Genomic DNA, 22,044 nt, shown 5'->3' with positions numbered 1-22,044 from the left:
AGCCCTAATTGGGAGAGTGTTTTAATAGATGAAATTTATACTAAAACTAACTTACTTGAGGTTCATGACAAAGAAAATCTAGATCATTTAAAAAGACATAGAAATTTATCCGCTCACCCTGTTTTAGATCAACTAGATATTCTATTTAGACCCAACAAAGAAAATGTAAGATCCCATATGCGAAACATGTTGGATGGCGTGTTATGTAAATCACCATTATTATCTAACAAGTTGATTGTACCATTTGTATTAGATCTTGAATCCATAAAAAATGATTTGGTTAAAGATGAAGATTTAAGTAGATACCTGGAAAGTAAATACTTTAGTAAAATTAACGAAGCATTAAGTAAAAATTTATTTAAAGAATTATGGAAATTTGTATTCAGGCTGGAAAATGATAATTGCGAAGAAAATAAATTTATTAATTTTCGTGCACTAAGACTATTACTTAATCGCAACCAAAATCAATTTTTAGCAGTGGTTCGAGAACAATCATCGTATTATAGTCAAATTTCATTTGATAATTTAAACATTCTTTATCATTTACAAATACTCTTTTCAGAAAATCCAAATCTATATATTAGCCCTAAAAATGTATAAAAAAGGTTAATCAGCCCCCATAATGGACTAATTATCCTATAAAACTAGAACCTTTTTTCCTATGTATCATTATTTCGTTATTTCACCAAACTGCGCTCTCGTCACTTTCGCTAAGTCATCCACATTCAGCTCAATTTGTATACCAATCTTCCCGCCGCTCACTATGATCGTTTCAAGCGATTGCGCACTCTCATCAATGCATGTTGAAAATAACTTCTTCATCCCTACTGGTGAACAACCACCGCGAATGTATCCTGACACTTTCGTAATATCTTTTACAGGAATCATTTCAATCTTCTTTTCACTAACCGCTTTTGCGGCAGCTTTCAAGTTCAGTTCCTCATCTACTGGAATGATAAACACATGATAATTTTTACTATTCCCTTGAGCGATTAACGTTTTATATACTTCTCTCACTTCTCGTCCAATTTTCTCAGCTACTGACACGCCATCAATTTTTCCATCGTCCGGATCATATGACATCATCGAATATTCGATCTTTTCTTTATCTAATATTCGCATCGCATTTGTTTTATCTTTTTTCATAGCGGTCTCCTTAAAAGGTTATTTCATATTATTAAGTTTTCTTTTATTATACACCCTTTTCCATTTTACCTGCATAACTTCACATTTTTGTAGATATATTTATGCATCATCCTACAAAGATTTTATTTCCCATTAAATTTAAAATCACATAAAGTGAAACTTTAATCAGTGGGAAATTTTGTTCATCCCCCACTGATTATTAGTTGAACCAATCGGGCTGCCCGTTAATGCGGGATAAAGAAAATCGACATCGAGCCTTCAAACGGAAGGCTCGATGTCGATTTTACATTTAACGTCCAAACTCTTTATTAAATATTTTATCCCTGCCTGTAATAACTTCTGGTCCTACTGCGTTAATAGCAGTTACTAAAATATGTTCTCCTCCAATAGGTCCACCAACCCTTGTTTCAAATCCAAAAGTCCCACCAGCATGCCCCCAATACGATTGTCCATCTGATGTTTTCTCTTCATAAATTCCTAGTCCAACCTTACTTATAGGTGAATCTACTGTTGTGAACATCTGATCCATTAGCTCTTGATTTAAGAGCTTTCCACCCAACAGTGCACTGAAGAATGTAGTCAAATCTTCCACTGTTGAAACCATATTTCCAGCTGCATTTGCCCATGACTGATTAATTTCTGTCAAATCATATAAACGACCTGATCTATCCATATTATATCCATTAGCATGCTTACCCGGTATGTGCGAACTTGCTTCCATTACAAATGTCTCTTTTAACCCGAGCGGTTCAATAAATCTTTTTCTAATTTGCTCCGCATACGTATCTCCTGTTACCTTCCGAATAATTTCCCCGGCTATAACAGTATTTGTGTTTGAATAGTCCCAGCCCTCCCCTGGTGCAAATACAGGCGGCTTTGCAAGTGCTAAACTTATGAGCTCATCGGTACTATAATAACGAAATGGGTTTTGAGGCAATGTAATATCTCGCATATCTAAATCAGTATATGCTGCAATCCCACTTGTATGGTTTAATAACTGACGAATTGTAATTTTACTCCCATCATATCCGTTACCCTGTACAACTCCTGGCAACCATTTTTCAACTGTATCATCAAGGTTTAATTGTTTCTCTTCAGCCAATTGCAGTACAACAGAAGCAGTGAAAGTCTTCGTTATGCTTCCGATACGGAACGAAAAATTCGTTTCTACAGGGCGTGACATCTCATAACTAGCTGTTCCGGTAGCATACGACCAACGCTTTCCATCCTTTAATCCGCCAGCTATAACACTAGGAATTTTTTTATTCGTTACTACTTGATCCATTACATTTTGTACTTCTTCTCGATGTTTACTTTTCTTTTCCTTATCAGTGGGTTCCTTTTTTGATTTTGCCGCAAATTCTGAAGCTAAAATATTATTAATTTGTTTCTCTGCGCCTAATACATTAATATTTATCGAGATAACATGCTGACCATCTTTCGTTCCACCAGCAAAGTTAGTAAAACCAGGGATACCACCACCATGTCCCCATACTTCAGTACCATCTGGTAATTTTGTTGCGTGAATACCAAGTCCATACTTTCCTAATGGGGTATCTACTGTGTGAGTCACCATCTCCTTCTGCATTTCCGGTGTTAGTAATTTACCACCTAATAAGGCACGGAAGAACGTTGTCATATCTTCTCCTGTCGAAATCATTTCACCACTAGCATTAGCAAACGATGGATTAAACAAAGTAATATCTACTAATTTATCTCCCGTATTTAAATAGCCACGGGCATTTTTTTTCGGAATATCCATTGAGCTTCCAGGAAGAACTGTTTCTTTTAAACTAAGAGGATCAATAATTCGTTTTTGTATCTGCTCAGCATATGATTCCCCTGTTACTTTCTGAATAAGTAATCCAATAATAACCATATTCGTATTCGAGTATGACCATCCTTTTACTGGTTCTAATTGTAAGGCACGAGAAATTAATTGTTCCGCTGTATAATTCTCACTTGGATTCTCTATTAATTTCTCTTTAAGATCTGGAGTCAAGTAATCAGCAATTCCGCTTGTATGATTTAATAGTTGGCGAATCGTAATTTTGCTGCCATCATAACCTTTCCCTTTTATAAGTCCCGGCAACCATTTCTCTACCGTATCATCAAGACTTAACTTCTTTTCACCCGCAAGCTGCAATACTACTGTAGCTACAAAGGTCTTCGTTGTGCTCCCAATTCTAAAAGCAGAATCAGCATCTACTTTATGATTTCTCTCAATATTACCTTCCCCAGAAGCATATGCCCAACTTGCCTCTCCATTTTTCACAGTAACAATAACTCCTGGAATATTCTTTGCATCGGCAGCTTTATCAATAACTTGTTCAATTGATGTCCTTTTCTTTACCGCATGTACGTTTTCATAAGAAGGTATCGCTAACGCTCCAACCAATATTGCTCCTGTTAAAGTAAGGGCTGTTCCTTTTTTTAAGATAAATGACTTCATTATGCATCGCTCCTATTATTTTAAATTTTTCTGTTGCCTCACTCCCTCACCTTACCTTCAATATTGTTAAATCACATAGTGACAAAACGTTTTAATTTATTTATGACGCTTTATGCAACTATGTCATATAAAACATGTGACAAACTGTCAACTGCTTCATATGACATAGTTTGTTGACTGTTTTTCTATTGACGATTTCAAAGATATGTTACATGATGAATCTGAATCATTAATAATTAATCTTAAAATACAAGTAGGTGCTTAATTTATGTTCTCATTCACAAAAGAATGGATTTGGTATGACTGGATATTTGTGCTCATACGAACATTTTGGCTAATTGTTATTATCAGCGCTAATTTTATGTTCCCAACATCCATTCATACATCAAGTATGATTGTACTTTCTCTCACTTTTGTCGTTTACCTTGTACCATTAATTATTCGATATAAGAAGCCAGAATGGTACCCTGCATTCGATATTATCACTGCGGGTTGTTTTTATCTTTACTTAGCATCCGTAGCTCCAAATTTACTTTGGTCTTTCATTTTAGTCGTAATCATTATTGGACTATGTAGTAATCGAAATAATTATATATGGAGCGGTATTTTTTGTGGATTTGCATTTCCGCTATTGAATGCTTGGATTGCCAACCGACCGCCATATGAACTAATCGTTAGTTGTAGTCTCGGTTTTGCCATTGGTATTTCTTTTAATATATTAATTCAGTATCATAAGCAATCTCGAATTATTGAAGAGCAAAAATTACTATTAGAGCAACATATTAATAGGATTGAAGAGCTTACTTTAATAGAAGAACGTAATCGACTGTCACATGAACTACATGACACAATTGGTCATACACTTACTTCTCTCATCGCTGGCGTCACATCACTAAGATCATCAGTACCGGATTCACAGTTTGAACGAATTGATTCCCTTATCAGTATTGCTCAGCATAGTCTAAATGATATTCGAAAGCATCTACATGAGCTATCTCATAATCCACTTAGTAATTCATTAAGTGAATTCTTGCAACAATTAACAGATGAATTTATGAAATCTACAGGTACAACCGTTACATTTCGTATGATCGGAAACGAAACCCTTGTAATGCAAAAAGTGAATTTTTGCCTATACCGTTGTCTTCAAGAGTCGTTAACAAATGCTGTTCGACACGGTAAAGCGAGCAACATATCCGTTCAACTACATTTCGACGACCAACAACTTCGATTGCAAATTGAAGATAACGGGATTGGAATGAAAGAAATTCAATTTGGCTTTGGACTCAGTGGAATGAAAGAGCGACTTGAACAAGTTCAGGGGACATTATCGGTTCAGTCTAATGTTGAACAGGGGACATTAATTATTTGTAATATTCCATTACAAACAAAACCTATACATGACATCATTCGCTTATTGGTCGTTGATGATCAGGCACTTATTACAAATAGTTTAGAGCAAATTTTAGAGCACCAAACTGATTTTATTGTTGCTGGTAAGGCATATGATGGATCTGATGCATTAAAATTATGTGAACAATTACAACCTGACATTGTACTAATGGACATTCAGATGCCAGAAATGAATGGTATTGAGGCTTTACTAGAAATGAAGCGACGTTGGCCTAATATGAAGATTGTACTTATGACAACATTTGAAGATTCCTTACAAGCAGCAACAGCACTCGAACATGGAGCTGAAGGTTACATGTTGAAATCTATTCATCCACAAGAAATGAAGGAGGCCTTGAAACTTATTTATAACGGTGGAACTTGGATTGACCAATCAGTTGCCACACGCATTTTTGAAGAAATGAAAATTCAACGTGAGCAATTAGCGAAAATCAAATCAACTAAACAAACTTCTCCATATGGGCTTACAAAACGAGAAATGGAAATTTTAGAACATCTATCAAACGGATTACGCTATAAATCTATTGCCGCTAAGCTATTTTTATCTGAAGGAACAATCCGTAATTACTGCTCAAATCTCTATTCAAAACTAGGTGTTAACAATCGTGAAGAAGCGATAAAAATGGCACGAACAGAAAACATCTTGTAGGCAATGTGCACTGAATACATTTCGCTTCACAACTAAAAATATTGATAATTCAAAAATCATCTGATATAATTTGGAAAAACTTATGTTAAGGAGAGATTTGTCATGCGAAATGTTAATACTTCTTTCCAACTTCATCATCATACGTAACGCCGTGTATCCGAAGAAAAATTTTTCTTCGTGGGTACAGGGCTTTTCCTGTTGACCCACGAAGCGTTCATAAAGCTATGTGGGTATTTTTATACCTGCATAGCTTTTTTTAATTTTAAAAAGGAGTGATTACAATGGAAATGAAAAATGTAAAAGGAACGAAAGACTATTTACCAGAGGAGCAAGTGTTGCGAAATAAAATTAAAAGAGCCTGTGAAGATGCGTTTGAACGATACGGATGTAAACCGTTAGAAACACCAACGTTAAATATGTATGAGCTTATGTCTTACAAATACGGCGGCGGTGATGAAATTTTAAAAGAAATATATACACTTCAAGATCAAGGAAAACGCGAACTTGCCTTACGTTATGATTTAACCATTCCATTCGCAAAAGTCGTGGCAATGAATCCGAACATCCGCTTCCCTTTTAAACGGTATGAAATTGGAAAAGTCTTTCGAGATGGGCCCATTAAACAAGGAAGATTTCGTGAGTTCATTCAATGTGACGTTGATATAGCCGGTGTAGAATCAGTCATGGCAGAAGCGGAACTTATGAGTATGGCGTTTGAACTGTTCCGAACGTTAAACTTAGAAGTAACGATCCAATATAATAACCGAAAATTGTTGAACGGTATTCTCCAGTCTATTAACATCCCTACTGAACGAACGAGTGACGTCATTTTATCATTAGACAAAATCGAAAAGATTGGGATTGATGGTGTACGAAAAGATGTACTAGAGCGCGGAATTACTGAAGAAATGGCTGATACGATATGTAATACCGTTTTATCTTGTCTAAAGCTTTCAATTAATGACTTTAAAGACGCTTTCAATACTCCACTCGTTGCCGATGGAGTAAACGAACTACAACAATTACAGCAATACTTAATTGCCCTTGGAATAAATGAAAATGCTATATTCAATCCATTTTTAGCACGAGGACTTACAATGTATACAGGTACCGTGTATGAAATCTTTTTAAAAGATGGCTCGATTACATCCAGCATCGGTAGCGGTGGTCGATACGATAATATTATCGGAGCATTCCGTGGTGATAATATTAACTATCCAACAGTCGGTATTTCATTCGGTTTAGACGTTATTTACACAGCACTATCGCAGAAAGAAACAATATCATCTACAGCGGATGTATTTATCATCCCACTCGGGACAGAATTACAATGCTTACAAATTGCCCAGCAATTACGTTCTACAACTTCCTTAAAAGTCGAACTCGAACTAGCAGGACGCAAATTAAAACGGGCCCTTAATTATGCCAATAAGGAAAACATCCCTTATGTGCTTATTATTGGGGAAGAAGAACTTAGTACAGAAACCGTTATGCTGCGGAATATGAAGGAAGGTAGTGAGGTGAAGGTTCCCCTTTCTTCTTTAAATAGTTATTTATAATACGAACCACCCTCGTTTGGGTGGTTTTTCTATTTTATAGATAACGAAACCATTAGTTAACATAAAACAATTATATTCTACTAAAAATCACAAGTATTTAATATCCAATTACCTATTATTACTTCCTTGTTGTTATTTATTTCCAAGTTTTATTAACCTAGACGGGATACCTTTACTACTATTGATTGCTTTACATATTACTACTATTTTATTAGCTAACAAAGCAGGCATGAATACGTACGCTCATTATATAGGTATTATCGTTACTCTAGTTGCCTTCTTTCCTTATATAGACGTCGTTCTACATATTATAGCAGCTGTTTTCCTTTTATTAGATGCAGCTTCTACTACTAAAAAGGAAGTTTTTAATTCATAGCAAAACCAACAGCACATCCCCAGAATAGATTCACATGCATTTTAATTACAACCAAAATTTAAGAAAGTAAAAAATAAAAGGTTTCTTCACATATGGAAAACACCTTTTATTTCTACAACTCTTAACTATTATTTTTCGTATTTCTACTCTCCAAAACTTTCTCCATATTATGAGTTGCCCATTCCATCATTAATAGAATCATTGGACGTAGTGATTCACCAAGCTCCGTTAACGAATATTCTACTTTTGGCGGCACTTCACGGTATACTTCACGATGTATAATGCCATCTGCTTCAAGTTCTCTCAGCTGCAATGTTAACATTCTTTGTGTGATATTAGGTTTTAATCTTTTTAATTCATTAAATCTCTTTGTACCATCTAATAAATGATACAAAATAACCCCTTTCCATTTTCCGCCAATAACCTCAACCATAGCTTCCACTGGACAAGAATATTTATTTAAAAATGGGTAATTTATATTATTTTCGTTTGAACAATCCATCATAAGTCCCTTCCCTTACCAATAGTATCTTTTTTGATACTATAACACATAAATGTGCGTACTTGTATCTATGTTACTTTAAAAATATAATTTACTTACAAAAATAAATTAATGAAAAGAGGAACTTTTATGACAAATACAAAACAAATTACAAAAGAGAAAATTATGGAGGCTTTCCATTTCAGACATGCATGTAAAGAGTTCGATCCTATGCACAAAATTTCAGAAGAGGATTTCCATTTCATTTTAGAAACAGGCAGATTATCTCCTTCTTCTTTTGGTTATGAACCTTGGAAATTTATTGTCGTACAAAATAAAGAATTAAGAGAAAAACTACAACCGTATTCATGGGGCGCTGGTGGGCAACTTGCAACAGCTAGTCACTTTGTCATTGTTCTTTCAAGAAATATTAAAGATATGCATTATGATGCAGAGTATATTAAACATATGATGAACGATATTATTGGATTACCTGAAGACACTCAAAAAATTAGATATGAATTCTTCAAAAAGTTCCAGGAAACAGATTTTAACTTATTACAATCCGATCGTGCTGTATTTGATTGGGCATCTAAGCAAACTTATATTGCTTTAGGTAATATGATGACGAGTGCAGCTCAAATCGGCATTGATTCTTGTCCAATAGAAGGATTTGATAAAGAGAAAATAGATTCTTTACTTCGTCAAGAAGGCATTATAAAAGACGATAATCTTGAAGTATCTGTTATGGTTGCCTTTGGTTACCGTAAAGAAGAGCCAAAGCGTGATAAAACAAGACAGACTATGGATACAATTATTGAATGGATTTAGTAATATAACACTCACAAATAAAACTCCTTCTAGCTAAATACTTATTCTATTGAAGAATCAGTTGTTTTTCTAATGTATGAAATTGATTTTTTATGGAAAGATATGTTAGTATGTATACAGTTTGAGCGCTCTATTTTTTAGAGTCGAATAGGAGGAGAATGGATATGTCTGATATTGAAGTTGGCGAAGTGTTTACTCTCAGTGATGAGAATAATGAGGATCAGGAAGTAGAAGTACTTGGAGCGATGGATGTCGAAGGTGCAGAATATATTGCAGTTGCCTTCGTAGAAGACATTCAAACAGAATCTGAGGAAGACATTGATATTTTCTTTTTAAAAGTAGAAGAAGATAATGAGTTTTCATACATTGAAAATGATGAAGAGTTTGATAAAGTATCTGCTGCTTTTGATAAAATTTTGGACGAGCAAGAGCAAGAATAATATGAATGAAAAACACGAGGGTGGATGCATATCCGCCCTCTTTTTATTTATCCCGCTATTCGCCGGGCAGTAAGACTCCCACCTCAAAATTCGGCAAATGCGGAGGAGTTAGGTGGGAGATCAACTGCCCGTAAAAGCCCAATTGGTGAGGGCTGATAATCAGTGGGGGATGGACAAAACCCCCACTGATTAAAGTTTCACTTTATCACTCACCCAAAGACTTATGCAACAATTCCAGTACATCTTTCATCACAAAAGGACCGTCTTTTTTCACATGCTCAGCGAATTCAGAAACGAGACGTAATGTTCTTACACTTTCAATTGGATGCTCGCCTGATGCACTTTCAGCAGAAAGCATAACTGCATTCGTTCCGTCCAGTACAGCTTGAAACACATCAGTTACCTCCGCCCTTGTTGGAATAGAATGATCTACCATAGATTGAAGCATTTGTGTTGCTGTAATAACATATGTATTCGTTCGATTACATTCCTGAATCATCATTTTCTGCAAGAGCGGAATAAATTGAAATGGCAACTCAACTCCTAAATCACCCCTTGCAATCATAATTCCGTCTGCTTCTTTACATATATCTTGAAAATTCTCGATCGCTTCCATCGTTTCTATTTTGGCAATTACATTAGGTGACGTTTCTTTGTACTGTTGTATATAATCTCGTATTTCTTTTATATGACTAGGTTTCCGTACGAAAGAACATGCGATAAAATCAACATCCTCTTCTAGAAGAAACTGAATGTCTTTTTTATCTTTCTCTGTAATAGCTGGTAAACTAACGATTGCCCCTGGTAAGTTCACCCCTTTATGAGATGAGATATTACCACCTATTTTGACCTTTGTTTCTATTTTATCCGCACTTACCGTTTCAACGATTAACTCAACTTCTCCATCATTAATTAAAATTCTACTTCCAACTTTCACATCATTCGTGATTCCTTCATAATCAACACTTGCTTCTCTATTGCTCCCTGTAACTGCTTGCGTATGTAAAATAAAAGAATCTCCCGCCTGAAGTGTAATTTGTTCTCCTTTTACTTCACCCAACCTTATTTTAGGACCTTGTACATCGCCTAAAATTTTAATAGAATCGTCTAACGATTTGACTAAACGAATGATGTCTTTATGACTTTCATGCGTGCCATGTGATAAATTCAAGCGCACTATTTTCATACCATTGTTTATTAACTGCGCTAACGTTTCTTTATTATTACTTGCTGGCCCAATTGTACAAACTCGATCGATTGTCATTTTTATTACCCTCCTTTTTCGTTAGGATTCCCATAAACTTTACTTACACTCTCAACATAAAAAAGCCTACTCACACAAGTAGGCCTTTGAAACTACGAAAGTTTCGTTAATAACTGATTTAAATCTTTTTTCGTTTTCGTCGTTAATGATTTCATTTTATTAATATCTATCTTTTCTTTCTCCGCTCTTATAATTAATGGATACAAACTTTGTTCAATTGTTTTGTATTCAGTTGGATGTGATGCTTCTATATCTTTTTCAATTACATCCCACTTCTCATTAATTTGTTTTCCAAGTTTATTTACTGTTTCTAATTTAGGATTTGCAGCTAATTGCTTATCTAGGCTTTCAATTAATGTAACGACTTCTTTTACATTTGCTTTCACAGCGACGTTTTTCTTCGGATCTTTCGTTGTCTTTCCGTTATTGTTTGTACTTGTGCTTTGATCTGTTGTTTTTCCGCTAGTCGTTTCGTCATTCGTTTTTCCTGTCGTTTCTTTTTCTTTTGTTTTCCCATTCTCATTTTGAGTTGATGTTTTGCCGTTACTCTCTGTTCCTGATGATTCTTTCGTATTTTTTGCATCCTTATCTGTTTTTTCATTTGAAGAAGTATTTGTATCTTTTTCAGTATCTTTCGTTGTTTTTGACGTCTCATCTGCACTTGTCGTTTTTGATTCTCCTTCATTTTGCGCTGTTACTTGCTCTTTCTTTTCTGTCTCTTTATCTGCTGAAGGACTACAAGCTGCCATAGTAAGCATTGTACCAATTGTTATCGATGCGATAGCGACCTTTTTCATTTTCATATAAATCCCCCTATGTTTACTTTATTTATCCTCCCCTTTACGATTCGATTTCCCCTTAAAAAATCCCTTTTCACATGAATTACCATCTTTCCGACAGTAATCTTCATAATAATACGTACAAAAACTGATAAACCCATTTGAATATTCGAGTTTCTTCTACTTCATTTTTCTTCTCTGTAGTAAAAGAAAAAGAGTATATTGTCAAATGAAGAATTACTATATTCATTTGACGATATACTCTCCTATCAAATTTTTATCTTTCTTGACATTTTATTTAAACAAAAAAATAAAATTTTCTTTTATTTTTTTGTTTCTCAACAATTGTTAACATAATATATTTATGAGTAACCACCGTTCGAATGAATGACTTGCCCCGTAATCCATTTTGCTTCTTCACTTACTAAAAAAGAAATTAAGCGTGCTGCATCTAACGGTTCTCCTACTTTACCTTGTGGGAACTTCCATACTAAATGATGCTTCAGCTCCTCTGTAATCCATCCTGTATTCGTCGGTCCTGGATCAACAGCATTCACTGTAATCCCCTTCTCCATCGCAACTGGTGCTACTGATTTTGTAAATGCTTCAATTGCTCCTTTCGTTGCTGCGTATGCTAGTTCATCAGGCATTGGCCCTAGTGACTGTCCTGAAGTAAGGTTAATAATACTTCCATTCGTTTTCAGTGCATAATGTTTTATAAATAATGAACTTAATAACATAGTAGCGCGGACATTTACTGTATAATGTTTATCTAGCTGTTCTACATTTAATTCTTCAATTCTCGTATGTGTAGAATACGCTGCATTATTAATTAAAATAGATGGATCACCTAAACGTTCTGAGACCATATAAAACAAACGATTTGGCGAATACGACTGCGATAAATTGATTTCTACCATTTCACATCGAACACCTAAACTTTCAATCTCCTCTTTCAACAAAAAGGGCTCTTTGTCATGCATTCCCCACGGCATCGCTTTATCATACTGAGACCAGTACGTGAAAAAAATGTCTATCCCTTTTTGAGCAAGCACCTTGCATACAGCTGCACCAATTCCATTCAGACGAGTTGCCCCTGTTACAATTGCTATTTTCTTCACCTTTTCTCCTCCATCTATGGATAAATCCCCTGCACGAATACAGAGGATCTATCTTTTTATTCAATATTTGACAATATGCGTTCTGCACCTAATTTTAAAATTTTAATGAAGATATAATTTACAATCGTAAACATTACAAATAAAACGATAAACATAACCCACAGTCCTACTTGAAGGAAGAAGTATAATAGACTTACTCCCGCTACAATAACTAAAGCAATAAAGATATTAGCTAAAAAATTCCACAATGTTGTATAGCGGCTCTTAAATAATTTCTGTTCTGTATCCCAATGTATATCTGCAGTTTGTGCATCCCAGCGTGTACCAATTAAATTAATTAACAGTAAACCGTTCGCACTTAGTAAAAACCACAGTAACATGAAAACAGGAGAAATCCCAGCTACAACTGCCATCGTAATACCGAATACTGCTAAAATAATCACATTAATTAACCAAGCAGTGATCGCTTTCGCAAAAAAGATATCCGAAGCTTTTACAGGTAAATAACGATTCACAAACCAAGAGCTTCCATCACGTGAAAATGATGTTGTTGCGATAACGTTACTTCCCATTAAAAATAACGATGCACAAAGACCAACGCCAATTGCAAGCCCTGCTGATTTTGGGTTATCAATATACCCTGTAATCCATTTTAAATTCCCATCTTGCACGAATAAAACAAAGAATAACATAATCGGCATAACGAAAGTTTGTACGATACAATTTAAGAAAAATTGCGGTGTACGGAATAACGTTTTAAATTCTTTTTTCACATACGCTTTTAAATGTGAACTTTGTACCGTTGATTTTTGTAAACCTTCTGCTGAAATGACCTCTTTTTTTGCTGTACTCGTTGAAAGTCCAATAACCCCTTTTAAATATGTACGCTCTGCAATGTAATAAAACAACACAAAAAATACAAATGAAATAAGTGCAAAGATGATTACGTATAAAGGTCCCTTCCAATTTGCATTTTCTACTAATGCCACTGCTCCAAAATATGTAGTTGGAAAATAATTTGTCATTTGTACTAAAAGAGAAGATTGGTTGTTCGCAAGATAATTCGTAAGTGCATCTTCAGAAAACGAGCTTTTATTTTTCCACTGTAAAAATACATTAATTCCTACAATAAATAGTATACTTACGATTCCAATAAATATATTGCCTCGATCTTTGTTTTTCGCTATATTTGTATACCTCATAATAACTGTCATCAGTAATGAAGCTAATACTAACGGCACAATCGGGAAGAGTAAGTAAATAAAAATCATGTATATATAATATGTAATAAATGCGCTACTTTTTAACCCGTACGTAATAAAGATTGGTAATAAAATAAATGAACTCATTACGTATTGTGTAATTAATACCGTTAAAAATTTTGCCGAAATAATTTGTGCTGGTTTTAATGGTAATGGCAATAACATTTCAATGTCATTACTGTAGTAAAATACAGTTAAAATGTTCGTTATACTCATTAAAAATACCCATATGCTCGCAATCGCAAGTCCCATTGCGATAATCATTCCTGGGTCTTGCCCTAAATGTTTCATACCCTCATACATTCCGTGCGTCATCGAACCAAATATTAAAAAGCCAACAAATAAAATGGCTGCAAATGAAAATACATACGCCCATCGCTTCTTCTTATCTGTTATGAAATCTGCATAATTTAATTTCAATAATACTTTCGTTAACGTCCAAATTTTACTCATTGCCCGTCATCTCCAAGAACATTTTTTCAAGTGATTCATTGGATTTAAAATGATCTCTCATTTCATCTAAATTCCCTTTAAACTGAAGATTTCCCTTATTAATAATCGCAACGCGGTCACATATTTTTTCCGCTACTTCTAATACGTGTGTAGAGAAAAATACAATCTTTCCTTTATCCGCATGTTCTCTCATCATTTCTTTTAAAATATATGCAGATTTCGGATCAAGCCCCGTTAACGGTTCATCTAAAATCCATACATCTGGCTCATGCACGAGCACACCAATAATAACGATTTTTTGTCTCATACCGTGCGAGTAACTTTGAATTTGATCCGATAACGCATTGTAAAGATCAAATTTCTTCGCTAAAGACTCGATTCGTTCTTGGCGTACTTCTTTCGGCACTTCATACATATCTGCCATAAAGTTTAAATATTCAATTCCCTTTAATCGCAAAAACATATCTGGGCTATCTGGAACATAACCAAACGTCTTTTTCGCTTCCATCGGATTTTTCATAATATCTTTACCGTTAATCGTAATCGTCCCTTTGTCCACCCCATGAATACCAGTAATCATTTTAATTGTCGTTGATTTACCCGCACCATTCGGACCTAAAAATCCAAAGATTTCTCCGCTAGGCACAGATAAACTTAAATCTTTTACTGCATAGGTAGACCCATTATAACTTTTTGACACATTCGTAATTTCAATCATTCCATCCAATCCTTTCCTTAATTACCAAATAACTATATTAATATTATAGCATACTTCTATTTTTAGATTTTTATATTTTTTCAGTTTTTTAACCTTTAAAATAAATATACACGCCTAATCCAACGATTAAAACGACAGCTAATATAATATAAATCATCGTCAGCCGTTTAATATTCCCTTTTGTCGCTTTACTATAATTCGCATCACCATTTCGCCCAATTAACACCGTTGCCACTACAGTAATGACTACAAGTAATACAACGATCATGATCCAATTTAACATGCCTTCCTCCCCCTCCATACAACCATTTTACAATATTATCCTCTTTATTTCGCATTATATTTCCTCTTTTTACTATTATTATGAAAAGAATTGGAAAACTATTATTACTATACATTTCCATATGTGATATATTTATAACATTATAAGGAGGGCCTATCATGAAAACAACTTGGATAAAATATTTAGGATTTCTCGGTTTCTTCGGTTTCCTCGGCTTTTTTTATGAAAAAGGATTGTTTACTATGTTTTGTTTCTTCTCCTTTTTCACAACGTATAGAACGGTTCAACACGATGAACTATTTGAACAAATCGTCAATAAATCGTGCCGCAATGCATTTATCGTTACATTACTAACGACCGCTATCATTATGTTTATTGAAATGTTATTTCCAAACCCGGCGCTACAAGAGATTGATATCGCTCTTATTTTCAGCACACTCATTCTTACGTTCGGCTTCTCTATGTTCTTTTATGATAAACCTGTTGATGAAATGGAAGATGCGCCATGGCGTTCGTAACGAGAATAAAAGAATACCGCGTCAAATCGAACATGACACAAGAAGATTTAGCGAAAACTGTTGGTGTACGTCGTGAAACGATAAGCCATCTCGAAAAAGGAAAATACAACCCTTCCTTACAACTCGCTCACGATATAGCGAAGGCACTTCATAGTACGATTGATGAGATTTTTATTTTTGAGGATTAATTAAGGGCACAAAATCACATAAAAATACCGGCATCCTTCCCATGAAGAATGCCGGTACTTCTCATTTATCAACCATACAAAACAGCATGAAATACTCCTAACAATAAATATTGATCCTCTATATAATTCTCATCATATACATTCATCTCAATATCATACATATCTTCCTCAAGACGAATATTCCAATCTGCGATTACATAGCCGTTTCGTAATAACTTTCCAAGCCCAATTGAAGTTTTGTGAACAACATATTCTTCTCCCTTATATGTAAAAGTAAATAAGAAATTTGCATCTAATAACTTTCCGTCACATACAAGTATTTCATGCTCTGCATCATTATTATCGATGTACGTTACTAAAATTCTTCTTTGACGCTGCCTACTTACATCCTTTGCAATGACACGAATATTGTCCTTACTATCCTTTATTTCATAAATGATATTACTACCGACTTTCGGAATGAAGTCTAGCACTTTCATCAACGCATTTTTATAATAGCCCCGTACTACGCCTACTCCTTCGCTTCCATTGTAAACCTCTATTGAAGTCGTATCCGCTTTACTATCACACAGTCGTTTATAAGAAAGCTGCATCATTCGCTCTCCTCTTAAGTACTGATCAAACGTCACAGGATATTCTATCGCGCGCAGCTCCTTATTGAGCTCATTCAAATAACGTTGAACGCTCTCTACTAATACTGTAGTCGATATACGCTCTTGAAGTTCAAATTGCTGCCAACTGGAAGCAACTCTCCACTGATCTTCCTCTTCATATACGAATCCGAGAATTACTTCCTCACGGTCACTCGTTTCATAATTCAACTGTTCGTTCTTCCCATGTTGCACTTGTTCCATCCACTGTCCTAAATAAATGCCGAGCTCTGCGACCTTCATACATGACTTTTGAAAAAGTACTCTGTCACCCACATGAATCGTTAAATCCCCTTCAATAAAGCCATTTGCATAAGCAGCATACCGTGGCTCATCTTTCTGCGGAATACTCTTGTCTAACTCAAATAATAACGTTAACATCTTTCACTCACCTCTAGTTATTACACCGATCGTACCTATAAATTGAACGTAACTCAAATTATATCGACGATTTTTCCAATATATCTACCGTAACTCAAAATATATCAACGATTTTTTCAATATATCGACGATTCGACAAAGAATATCGACTTATCGACAAATATCAACACGATTAAAATGAAGCTACCTTTTCTTCCGCCACTTCCACAATTTCTAAAATTTGTAGCAGGCTCTCCACTTCATAAGTCGGCTTAACATCTGTCTTATTTTCTTTCAAACTCGGATTATACCAACACGTATCAATACCGTAATCTTCTCCGCCTTTCATATCTGAAGTGAGCGAATCTCCGACCATTAGTACACTTGATTTATCAGTAATCCCAAACTTCTCAAATGCATAATCAAAAATCTCACGCGCTGGTTTTTGATGACCAACCTCTTCTGAAATAATAATATGATCAAAGAAATTACATAAAGGCGAATTTCCAATTCTCGATTGTTGCACCTTCGTATATCCATTCGTAATAATACCTAACTTGCAATCTTGTAGTTTCTCACATAATTGTACTGCACCTTCTATAAGATGTACTTCTTTCCCTAAGTTTTCAAGGTATACATCACTAAATTGCTGCGCATCTACTTCTATATTATGCAGTGCAAATAATTGTCTAAATCGATCTACCGCTAATTCACTTAGTGTAATCATTTTATTTTCTAAATCTCTCCATAATCCATTACTAATCTCTTTATAACTTGCAAGATAATCATCATACCCTGTAGGCATGCCAAACTGTACAAACGCGTTATGTAATGCGTTTCTTTCCGTCTCAGGAAAATCTAATAATGTATCATCTACGTCGAATAATATAACTTTGTATTTCATTATGCTCTCCTCAACTAGTACGTTATTTACAACTTGTATTTTCTCATTAATCGTCTCTTAAGTCGAACTTTTTCCCTTTACGAATAATAGCTGTACAGCAATCTTAAAGTTGTTTCAGACACACGAATCATGTTATTCAAAAATAATTAATTGTGAAAATACTATAAATTTGAGATAATTTGGATAATGAATCCAATTTTAAAAAAGGGAATACAGGAATAGAAAGGGGCGGAAAGACATAGTAAATTCATGGGGAAGACCTAAAATACAAATCCAAAAAACAAAAAGTGAATGGGTTGGAGATATCATTGGATATTCATTATTCTTTGGATCAATCATTTTTTTGATTATCATTTGGGGAAGATTACCCGAGGAAGTACCCACACATTATAACGCATATGGGGCTGTAGATCGCTGGGGATCAAAGTGGCAACTTTTGCTTCTACCAGGAATTGGGGCATTCATACTCCTTTTAATGCAAACTTTAGAAAAGTTTCCAGAAGTTCATAACTACCCACAAAGACTTAATGAATCGAATGCTCCGCTGTTTTATTTAAATAGCAGAAAAATGCTTAATCAATTAAAAAATGTCTGTTTACTTATTTTTGCTTTCATCCAATTTGAAACAATTTCAATAGCTTTAGATTGGAGCGGCGGTTTCGGAAAATTATTTTTACCGATATTGTTAATTGGGACAGTTATTCCAATTGTCATAGGAATAATAAGACAACGAAAAATTTCATAATAGAAACAGGAGGCTAATCCAATTAGCCTCCCTCCTCATTATTTATCCTCTAGCAATAACACTTTCATGTCTTCTAACGACTCTTTCGTAAAGCCAAGTGCTTTTTCAGCATACACTTCAACTGAACCGTATTGCTTTTTCACTTCATCAATCGCAGCTTGTAAATATTCAGCGCGCGCTTCAAACATTGCGCCTAATATTGCTCTACTTTCATCGTTTTGTAGTTTTGCACCTAAAAAGGCCATCATTTTTTCATTTAATTTTTCACGGAAGCCGTTACTTAGTAAATAATCTTCCATTACTGTTTTTTCCGGTACACCTAGTAAAAGTAATAATAGTGCTGATCCGAATCCAGTACGGTCTTTTCCAGCTGTACAGTGGTTTACTAACGGTAAGTTTTCTGGGTTTTGTGCTAAGTTTAAGAAGCTCACGAATGCTTCATTACCACTTACGAAATCTTGATTCATCTTCACAAGATACTCGCCTGGTTTCCCTAACATAGAAAGGTCACCAACTTGGAAAAATTCATTTATGTTCAAGTCTTTCGCCAAGTCTTGCATAACTGGTAAGCACACTTGACGAGCACCCGTAATCTCTGGATTCGGCTTATGCTTCACTTCAAAATCTGTACGGTAGTCACAAATTAACTTTAAGCCAGACTTTTGTAAATAGTCGATATCCCACTCTGTTAGTCCTGCTAATTCTTCAGAACGGTACAATTTACCCCATTTTACTTTACGGCCTTCAGTCGTTTCATAACCTCCCATATCACGGAAGTTAAACGCGCCTTGTAATGGTAATCTACGCTCAGCTACTGTCACTGCTTGTCCATTACTTCCAACTAGTCTAAAATATGGACGCTCATTTTCACTCGGGTTTTGAACTGTACATGATGATTCTCCATTTACCGTTACAAGTAATTCTCCCGTTTCTTCAATATGCTCTGGTGAAGTACTCCAATAAATGCGAACTTCTTCTATATTATTTCCCCACTTTATATATAGCGTATTGTCTTCATTTCTTTCTACAGTTGCTTGTAACCAATTTCTTTGCTGCTCCATTCTTTCACCAACACTTTCTCGTATAATCGAATCTTTCTCTATTGTATTATAGGAATATCTATTTTGTCGTTCTCATTTTTCTTTTTATCTTACAAACAGGCTAGAAGTTCTTTTACTTGTTCAAAATTTGTACACGGATTCCCGTTAAACAAGTTCAAGAACCTTTCCCCCCTCCTAAAACCTTCTCACATATCGCTCAGTACAACTTAACAACTGACATCCATTCTTTTCAAAAACATCCTTCATCCACTCATTTTGTACATTTGTCTCGCCAATATAATAAGATGCGCCTATTTCTTTTAAGACAAACATTGCCCCTGTAAAGAACGCTGCTTCATACCCTTTATTTCGCATATTTGGAGCAACTGCGAAATACATTAGTTTTCCTTCTTCTAACGTACCTCTTTCAATATGCGGGATTACAATTCCTATCGGCTCTTCATCGACACTCGCTGTTAAACAATGCTCTTTCCATTGCTCACCAATTTCTTGTAGCATCATATGTACAAAGTGATCATAATCGATTTGTTCTCCCGTCACATCATTCCACAGTGAATAAAAAGCGTCTTCGCCTATCTCTTCAATAAGCTTAAAATCAATCTCACTTTCTACACCTTCTACTTCATATATATCCTTAAATACAATCATGTTTTCAGTAGTATATTCAAATGAATACGTTTCGAAAGATTTCTTATATACATCATAATTTGGGCTTTTTGAAGAAATTTCAAAATGTAAATTTTCTATTCCCTCTTTTTCAGTCTCAGCAATGCAATATTGCATTATTTCCTTTAATTTCTCTTCTGTAAAAGGCTCTGCATTATTTTCTTTTATTATTATAGAAGAAGCATTTCTTCTTATTTTAAAATATTTTTCTAACTGTTCTATAGTCATCATATACTTCCCTCATCTATGTCATACTCGAATTTCTACTTGTTCTCCTTGCATGAGCAGGATTGTCCTTGAATATATAGAATACTAGAAAACATTGCATCTTTAAAGTGCGGAGGAGGTTCTCCATTGGATATTATAGCATTGCAACAACAGTTAGAGCTTATACAACAAAATGATTATACGCAACTGCAACATATAGATTTGAATGAGTTAACGCTCAATATGCTTCATTATATCGGAACAACTGATAGTTACGTTCGTTACCAACTTATATATAAATGTTTTGCACATTTCATTCATCATGAATTCCTTATGGACGATCAACTGAAATTACTTCTACAAACTTGTTTAAGTGATGAATATTTATATTGTGATATTTACTCCCCACATACAGATGGGGTTTTCACACGTTCTTACACTGTTTCGTTACTTGCGTTAATACTCCAATTCGCTAACTCGCACTACTTTTTCACAGAGGAGGATATTGAAGAAATAAAAAATAAACTCATTACATATACAAACTTAGAAATGGATTTTCGAGGCTATATTGAAAATAAAGGATGGGCTCATTGTCTTGCCCACGTATCTGATGCTTTTACTGAAATTGTTCACAATTCCTATACGACCTTTGAATGGTATGAAGAATTAATTCATTGTTTATTAAATAAAATTTTTATCCCATCGGATCTATTTCATAATAATGAAGATGAACGAATTGTTACACCGTTACTATCGATGCTATATCATGATTTTCCGCAAGATGAGTTAATTTCAATTATTTATAAAAAAACAAAAAGGCTTCCTCAAATTAGAAAACGCCTTTCGCTTAATGAGTATTGTATATTATGTGCCAACATTAAAACCTTTTTACGCACATTATTTTTCAGAACGAAAGATGATCATAACTTAGCCTATACAGCACGTAAAACAGAAAGAATGTTAAAAGAACTTCCTAACTATTATTAAAAACAAGGAGAAATAACATGGGTTATATTGAAGACATGAGAAATTTAGTAGGAAACCATCCACTTATTTTAATAGGTTCACACGCCATTATATTAAATGAGAAAGATGAAATATTACTGCAGCTACGTACAGATTTTAACCGCTGGGGCATTATTGGCGGCGCCTTAGAATATAACGAAACGTTAGAAGACGCTTTAAAGCGAGAAGTATATGAGGAAACTGGACTTATTATTAAAAATCCAGAACTATTCCGTACATACTCAGGACCAGATTTCTTTCAAATCTATCCAAATGGCGATCAAGTACACGGTGTACTCGTTGTTTATATTTGCCGAGAATTCCACGGTGAACTTGTATGCGACCAAACGGAATCGAAAGAACTACGCTTTTTTCTGCTTGATGAATTGCCTATTACGCTTCATCCAGTTATTGAGCGTATTATTAAGGAATTCCAGCAATCCAATTCATACGTGAAATAGAATGGCTCTTCCTTTCATTTTATATAGTAATATAAAATGAAAGGAAGAGCCA

24 protein-coding genes are annotated in these 22,044 nt (G+C 34.7%); 11 read left to right on the top strand and 13 right to left on the bottom strand.

Annotated elements, in window-relative coordinates; all coding sequences use genetic code 11:
- Positions 1-177 precede the first annotated feature (177 nt).
- A complete protein-coding gene (locus QCI46_RS10910; RefSeq protein WP_353840218.1) occupies positions 178-600 on the top strand; it encodes a hypothetical protein in 423 nt (140 codons plus the stop codon).
- 69 nt (positions 601-669) lie between these two features.
- Here the strand turns inward: QCI46_RS10910 and ybaK are convergent, their stop codons facing one another.
- A complete protein-coding gene (gene ybaK / locus QCI46_RS10905) occupies positions 670-1,146 on the bottom strand; it encodes a Cys-tRNA(Pro) deacylase (RefSeq protein WP_353840217.1) in 477 nt (158 codons plus the stop codon).
- Positions 1,147-1,435: 289 nt separating this feature from the next.
- Positions 1,436-3,598, bottom strand: coding sequence for a serine hydrolase domain-containing protein (locus tag QCI46_RS10900; protein WP_353840216.1), 2,163 nt, complete (start codon positions 3,596-3,598; stop codon positions 1,436-1,438).
- A gap of 268 nt (positions 3,599-3,866) precedes the next feature.
- Here QCI46_RS10900 and QCI46_RS10895 point away from each other — a divergent pair, with 268 nt between their 5' ends.
- The 3 genes from QCI46_RS10895 (at position 3,867) to QCI46_RS10885 (ending at position 7,595) form a co-directional block, all read left to right on the top strand.
- Positions 3,867-5,660, top strand: a complete 1,794-nt coding sequence (locus QCI46_RS10895; RefSeq protein WP_353840215.1) for a hybrid sensor histidine kinase/response regulator transcription factor — start codon at positions 3,867-3,869, stop codon at positions 5,658-5,660.
- Between the two features lie 281 nt (positions 5,661-5,941).
- Positions 5,942-7,219 (top strand): histidine--tRNA ligase, encoded by a 1,278-nt coding sequence (locus QCI46_RS10890; protein ID WP_353840214.1) that lies wholly within the window; start codon positions 5,942-5,944, stop codon positions 7,217-7,219.
- Between the two features lie 100 nt (positions 7,220-7,319).
- Complete coding sequence (locus QCI46_RS10885; protein WP_353841859.1) at positions 7,320-7,595, top strand: hypothetical protein; 276 nt, start codon at positions 7,320-7,322, stop codon at positions 7,593-7,595.
- 121 nt (positions 7,596-7,716) lie between these two features.
- On the opposite strand, the gene QCI46_RS10880 is transcribed toward QCI46_RS10885, so the two are convergent.
- Complete coding sequence (locus QCI46_RS10880) at positions 7,717-8,097, bottom strand: winged helix-turn-helix transcriptional regulator (protein WP_000340656.1); 381 nt, start codon at positions 8,095-8,097, stop codon at positions 7,717-7,719.
- A 129-nt stretch (positions 8,098-8,226) separates the two neighbouring features.
- On the opposite strand from QCI46_RS10880, the gene QCI46_RS10875 reads away from it, so the two are divergent.
- Positions 8,227-8,907 (top strand): NAD(P)H-dependent oxidoreductase, encoded by a 681-nt coding sequence (locus QCI46_RS10875; RefSeq protein WP_327959338.1) that lies wholly within the window; start codon positions 8,227-8,229, stop codon positions 8,905-8,907.
- A gap of 158 nt (positions 8,908-9,065) precedes the next feature.
- Entirely contained in the window at positions 9,066-9,347 is a 282-nt protein-coding gene (locus QCI46_RS10870) for a DUF1292 domain-containing protein (RefSeq protein WP_002008111.1), read from the top strand.
- A 205-nt stretch (positions 9,348-9,552) separates the two neighbouring features.
- On the opposite strand, the gene QCI46_RS10865 is transcribed toward QCI46_RS10870, so the two are convergent.
- The 6 genes from QCI46_RS10865 to QCI46_RS10840 form a co-directional block, all read right to left on the bottom strand.
- Entirely contained in the window at positions 9,553-10,611 is a 1,059-nt protein-coding gene (locus tag QCI46_RS10865) for a pyruvate kinase (RefSeq protein ID WP_353840213.1), read from the bottom strand.
- 92 nt (positions 10,612-10,703) lie between these two features.
- Positions 10,704-11,414 (bottom strand): hypothetical protein, encoded by a 711-nt coding sequence (locus QCI46_RS10860; RefSeq protein ID WP_353840212.1) that lies wholly within the window; start codon positions 11,412-11,414, stop codon positions 10,704-10,706.
- Between the two features lie 338 nt (positions 11,415-11,752).
- The gene (locus tag QCI46_RS10855; RefSeq protein WP_353840211.1) at positions 11,753-12,511 is read right to left on the bottom strand and encodes an SDR family oxidoreductase; all 759 of its coding nucleotides are present in this window, start codon (positions 12,509-12,511) and stop codon (positions 11,753-11,755) included.
- A 56-nt stretch (positions 12,512-12,567) separates the two neighbouring features.
- Complete coding sequence (locus QCI46_RS10850) at positions 12,568-14,226, bottom strand: putative ABC transporter permease subunit (RefSeq protein ID WP_088064044.1); 1,659 nt, start codon at positions 14,224-14,226, stop codon at positions 12,568-12,570.
- Positions 14,219-14,944, bottom strand: a complete 726-nt coding sequence (locus tag QCI46_RS10845) for an ABC transporter ATP-binding protein (protein WP_000570199.1) — start codon at positions 14,942-14,944, stop codon at positions 14,219-14,221. The genes QCI46_RS10850 and QCI46_RS10845 overlap by 8 nt, the downstream gene beginning before the upstream one ends.
- A gap of 88 nt (positions 14,945-15,032) precedes the next feature.
- On the bottom strand, positions 15,033-15,227 hold the full coding sequence (locus QCI46_RS10840) for a hypothetical protein (protein ID WP_098095090.1): 195 nt from the start codon (positions 15,225-15,227) through the stop codon (positions 15,033-15,035).
- A gap of 158 nt (positions 15,228-15,385) precedes the next feature.
- Here QCI46_RS10840 and QCI46_RS10835 point away from each other — a divergent pair, with 158 nt between their 5' ends.
- Together QCI46_RS10835 and QCI46_RS10830 are read left to right on the top strand one after the other, a co-directional pair.
- On the top strand, positions 15,386-15,745 hold the full coding sequence (locus QCI46_RS10835) for a DUF3796 domain-containing protein (protein ID WP_033656368.1): 360 nt from the start codon (positions 15,386-15,388) through the stop codon (positions 15,743-15,745).
- The gene (locus QCI46_RS10830; protein ID WP_353840210.1) at positions 15,733-15,933 is read left to right on the top strand and encodes a helix-turn-helix transcriptional regulator; all 201 of its coding nucleotides are present in this window, start codon (positions 15,733-15,735) and stop codon (positions 15,931-15,933) included. Before QCI46_RS10835 ends, QCI46_RS10830 begins: the two co-directional genes overlap by 13 nt.
- A gap of 68 nt (positions 15,934-16,001) precedes the next feature.
- On the opposite strand, the gene QCI46_RS10825 is transcribed toward QCI46_RS10830, so the two are convergent.
- Positions 16,002-16,964 (bottom strand): tubby C-terminal domain-like protein, encoded by a 963-nt coding sequence (locus QCI46_RS10825; RefSeq protein ID WP_353840209.1) that lies wholly within the window; start codon positions 16,962-16,964, stop codon positions 16,002-16,004.
- A 172-nt stretch (positions 16,965-17,136) separates the two neighbouring features.
- Positions 17,137-17,847 carry a YjjG family noncanonical pyrimidine nucleotidase gene (locus tag QCI46_RS10820; RefSeq protein WP_353840208.1) on the bottom strand — a complete coding sequence of 237 codons (711 nt, stop codon included), beginning with the start codon at positions 17,845-17,847 and terminating at the stop codon, positions 17,137-17,139.
- A 271-nt stretch (positions 17,848-18,118) separates the two neighbouring features.
- On the opposite strand from QCI46_RS10820, the gene QCI46_RS10815 reads away from it, so the two are divergent.
- Positions 18,119-18,592 (top strand): DUF1648 domain-containing protein, encoded by a 474-nt coding sequence (locus tag QCI46_RS10815; protein WP_327959376.1) that lies wholly within the window; start codon positions 18,119-18,121, stop codon positions 18,590-18,592.
- A gap of 38 nt (positions 18,593-18,630) precedes the next feature.
- Here the strand turns inward: QCI46_RS10815 and QCI46_RS10810 are convergent, their stop codons facing one another.
- Complete coding sequence (locus tag QCI46_RS10810) at positions 18,631-19,653, bottom strand: tyrosine-protein phosphatase (RefSeq protein WP_353840207.1); 1,023 nt, start codon at positions 19,651-19,653, stop codon at positions 18,631-18,633.
- Between the two features lie 174 nt (positions 19,654-19,827).
- A complete protein-coding gene (locus QCI46_RS10805; protein ID WP_353840206.1) occupies positions 19,828-20,550 on the bottom strand; it encodes a GNAT family N-acetyltransferase in 723 nt (240 codons plus the stop codon).
- Positions 20,551-20,673: 123 nt separating this feature from the next.
- Here QCI46_RS10805 and QCI46_RS10800 point away from each other — a divergent pair, with 123 nt between their 5' ends.
- Together QCI46_RS10800 and QCI46_RS10795 are read left to right on the top strand one after the other, a co-directional pair.
- Positions 20,674-21,513 carry a DUF2785 domain-containing protein gene (locus tag QCI46_RS10800; protein ID WP_353840205.1) on the top strand — a complete coding sequence of 280 codons (840 nt, stop codon included), beginning with the start codon at positions 20,674-20,676 and terminating at the stop codon, positions 21,511-21,513.
- A 17-nt stretch (positions 21,514-21,530) separates the two neighbouring features.
- Complete coding sequence (locus QCI46_RS10795; RefSeq protein WP_353840204.1) at positions 21,531-21,992, top strand: NUDIX hydrolase; 462 nt, start codon at positions 21,531-21,533, stop codon at positions 21,990-21,992.
- Positions 21,993-22,044 lie beyond the last annotated feature (52 nt).

The organism is Bacillus cereus group sp. RP32 (assembly GCF_040459735.1).
GTDB lineage: Bacteria > Bacillota > Bacilli > Bacillales > Bacillaceae_G > Bacillus_A > Bacillus_A wiedmannii.
Note: the sequence above shows the minus strand (reverse complement) of the source record. Positions and strands in the feature narration are given on the sequence as shown.

Bases quoted from the DNA above. Each gene is read 5' to 3' on its own strand.
- QCI46_RS10910 (WP_353840218.1), top strand. From the start codon at position 178: ATGCGAAACATGTTGGATGGCGTGTTATGTAAATCACCATTATTATCT.
- ybaK (WP_353840217.1), bottom strand. From the start codon at position 1,146: ATGAAAAAAGATAAAACAAATGCGATGCGAATATTAGATAAAGAAAAG.
- QCI46_RS10900 (WP_353840216.1), bottom strand. From the start codon at position 3,598: ATGAAGTCATTTATCTTAAAAAAAGGAACAGCCCTTACTTTAACAGGA.
- QCI46_RS10895 (WP_353840215.1), top strand. From the start codon at position 3,867: ATGTTCTCATTCACAAAAGAATGGATTTGGTATGACTGGATATTTGTG.
- QCI46_RS10890 (WP_353840214.1), top strand. From the start codon at position 5,942: ATGGAAATGAAAAATGTAAAAGGAACGAAAGACTATTTACCAGAGGAG.
- QCI46_RS10880 (WP_000340656.1), bottom strand. From the start codon at position 8,097: ATGGATTGTTCAAACGAAAATAATATAAATTACCCATTTTTAAATAAA.
- QCI46_RS10875 (WP_327959338.1), top strand. From the start codon at position 8,227: ATGACAAATACAAAACAAATTACAAAAGAGAAAATTATGGAGGCTTTC.
- QCI46_RS10870 (WP_002008111.1), top strand. From the start codon at position 9,066: ATGGATATGTCTGATATTGAAGTTGGCGAAGTGTTTACTCTCAGTGAT.
- QCI46_RS10865 (WP_353840213.1), bottom strand. From the start codon at position 10,611: ATGACAATCGATCGAGTTTGTACAATTGGGCCAGCAAGTAATAATAAA.
- QCI46_RS10860 (WP_353840212.1), bottom strand. From the start codon at position 11,414: ATGAAAATGAAAAAGGTCGCTATCGCATCGATAACAATTGGTACAATG.
- QCI46_RS10850 (WP_088064044.1), bottom strand. From the start codon at position 14,226: ATGAGTAAAATTTGGACGTTAACGAAAGTATTATTGAAATTAAATTAT.
- QCI46_RS10845 (WP_000570199.1), bottom strand. From the start codon at position 14,944: ATGATTGAAATTACGAATGTGTCAAAAAGTTATAATGGGTCTACCTAT.
- QCI46_RS10840 (WP_098095090.1), bottom strand. From the start codon at position 15,227: ATGTTAAATTGGATCATGATCGTTGTATTACTTGTAGTCATTACTGTA.
- QCI46_RS10835 (WP_033656368.1), top strand. From the start codon at position 15,386: ATGAAAACAACTTGGATAAAATATTTAGGATTTCTCGGTTTCTTCGGT.
- QCI46_RS10830 (WP_353840210.1), top strand. From the start codon at position 15,733: ATGGCGTTCGTAACGAGAATAAAAGAATACCGCGTCAAATCGAACATG.
- QCI46_RS10825 (WP_353840209.1), bottom strand. From the start codon at position 16,964: ATGTTAACGTTATTATTTGAGTTAGACAAGAGTATTCCGCAGAAAGAT.
- QCI46_RS10820 (WP_353840208.1), bottom strand. From the start codon at position 17,847: ATGAAATACAAAGTTATATTATTCGACGTAGATGATACATTATTAGAT.
- QCI46_RS10810 (WP_353840207.1), bottom strand. From the start codon at position 19,653: ATGGAGCAGCAAAGAAATTGGTTACAAGCAACTGTAGAAAGAAATGAA.
- QCI46_RS10805 (WP_353840206.1), bottom strand. From the start codon at position 20,550: ATGATGACTATAGAACAGTTAGAAAAATATTTTAAAATAAGAAGAAAT.
- QCI46_RS10795 (WP_353840204.1), top strand. From the start codon at position 21,531: ATGGGTTATATTGAAGACATGAGAAATTTAGTAGGAAACCATCCACTT.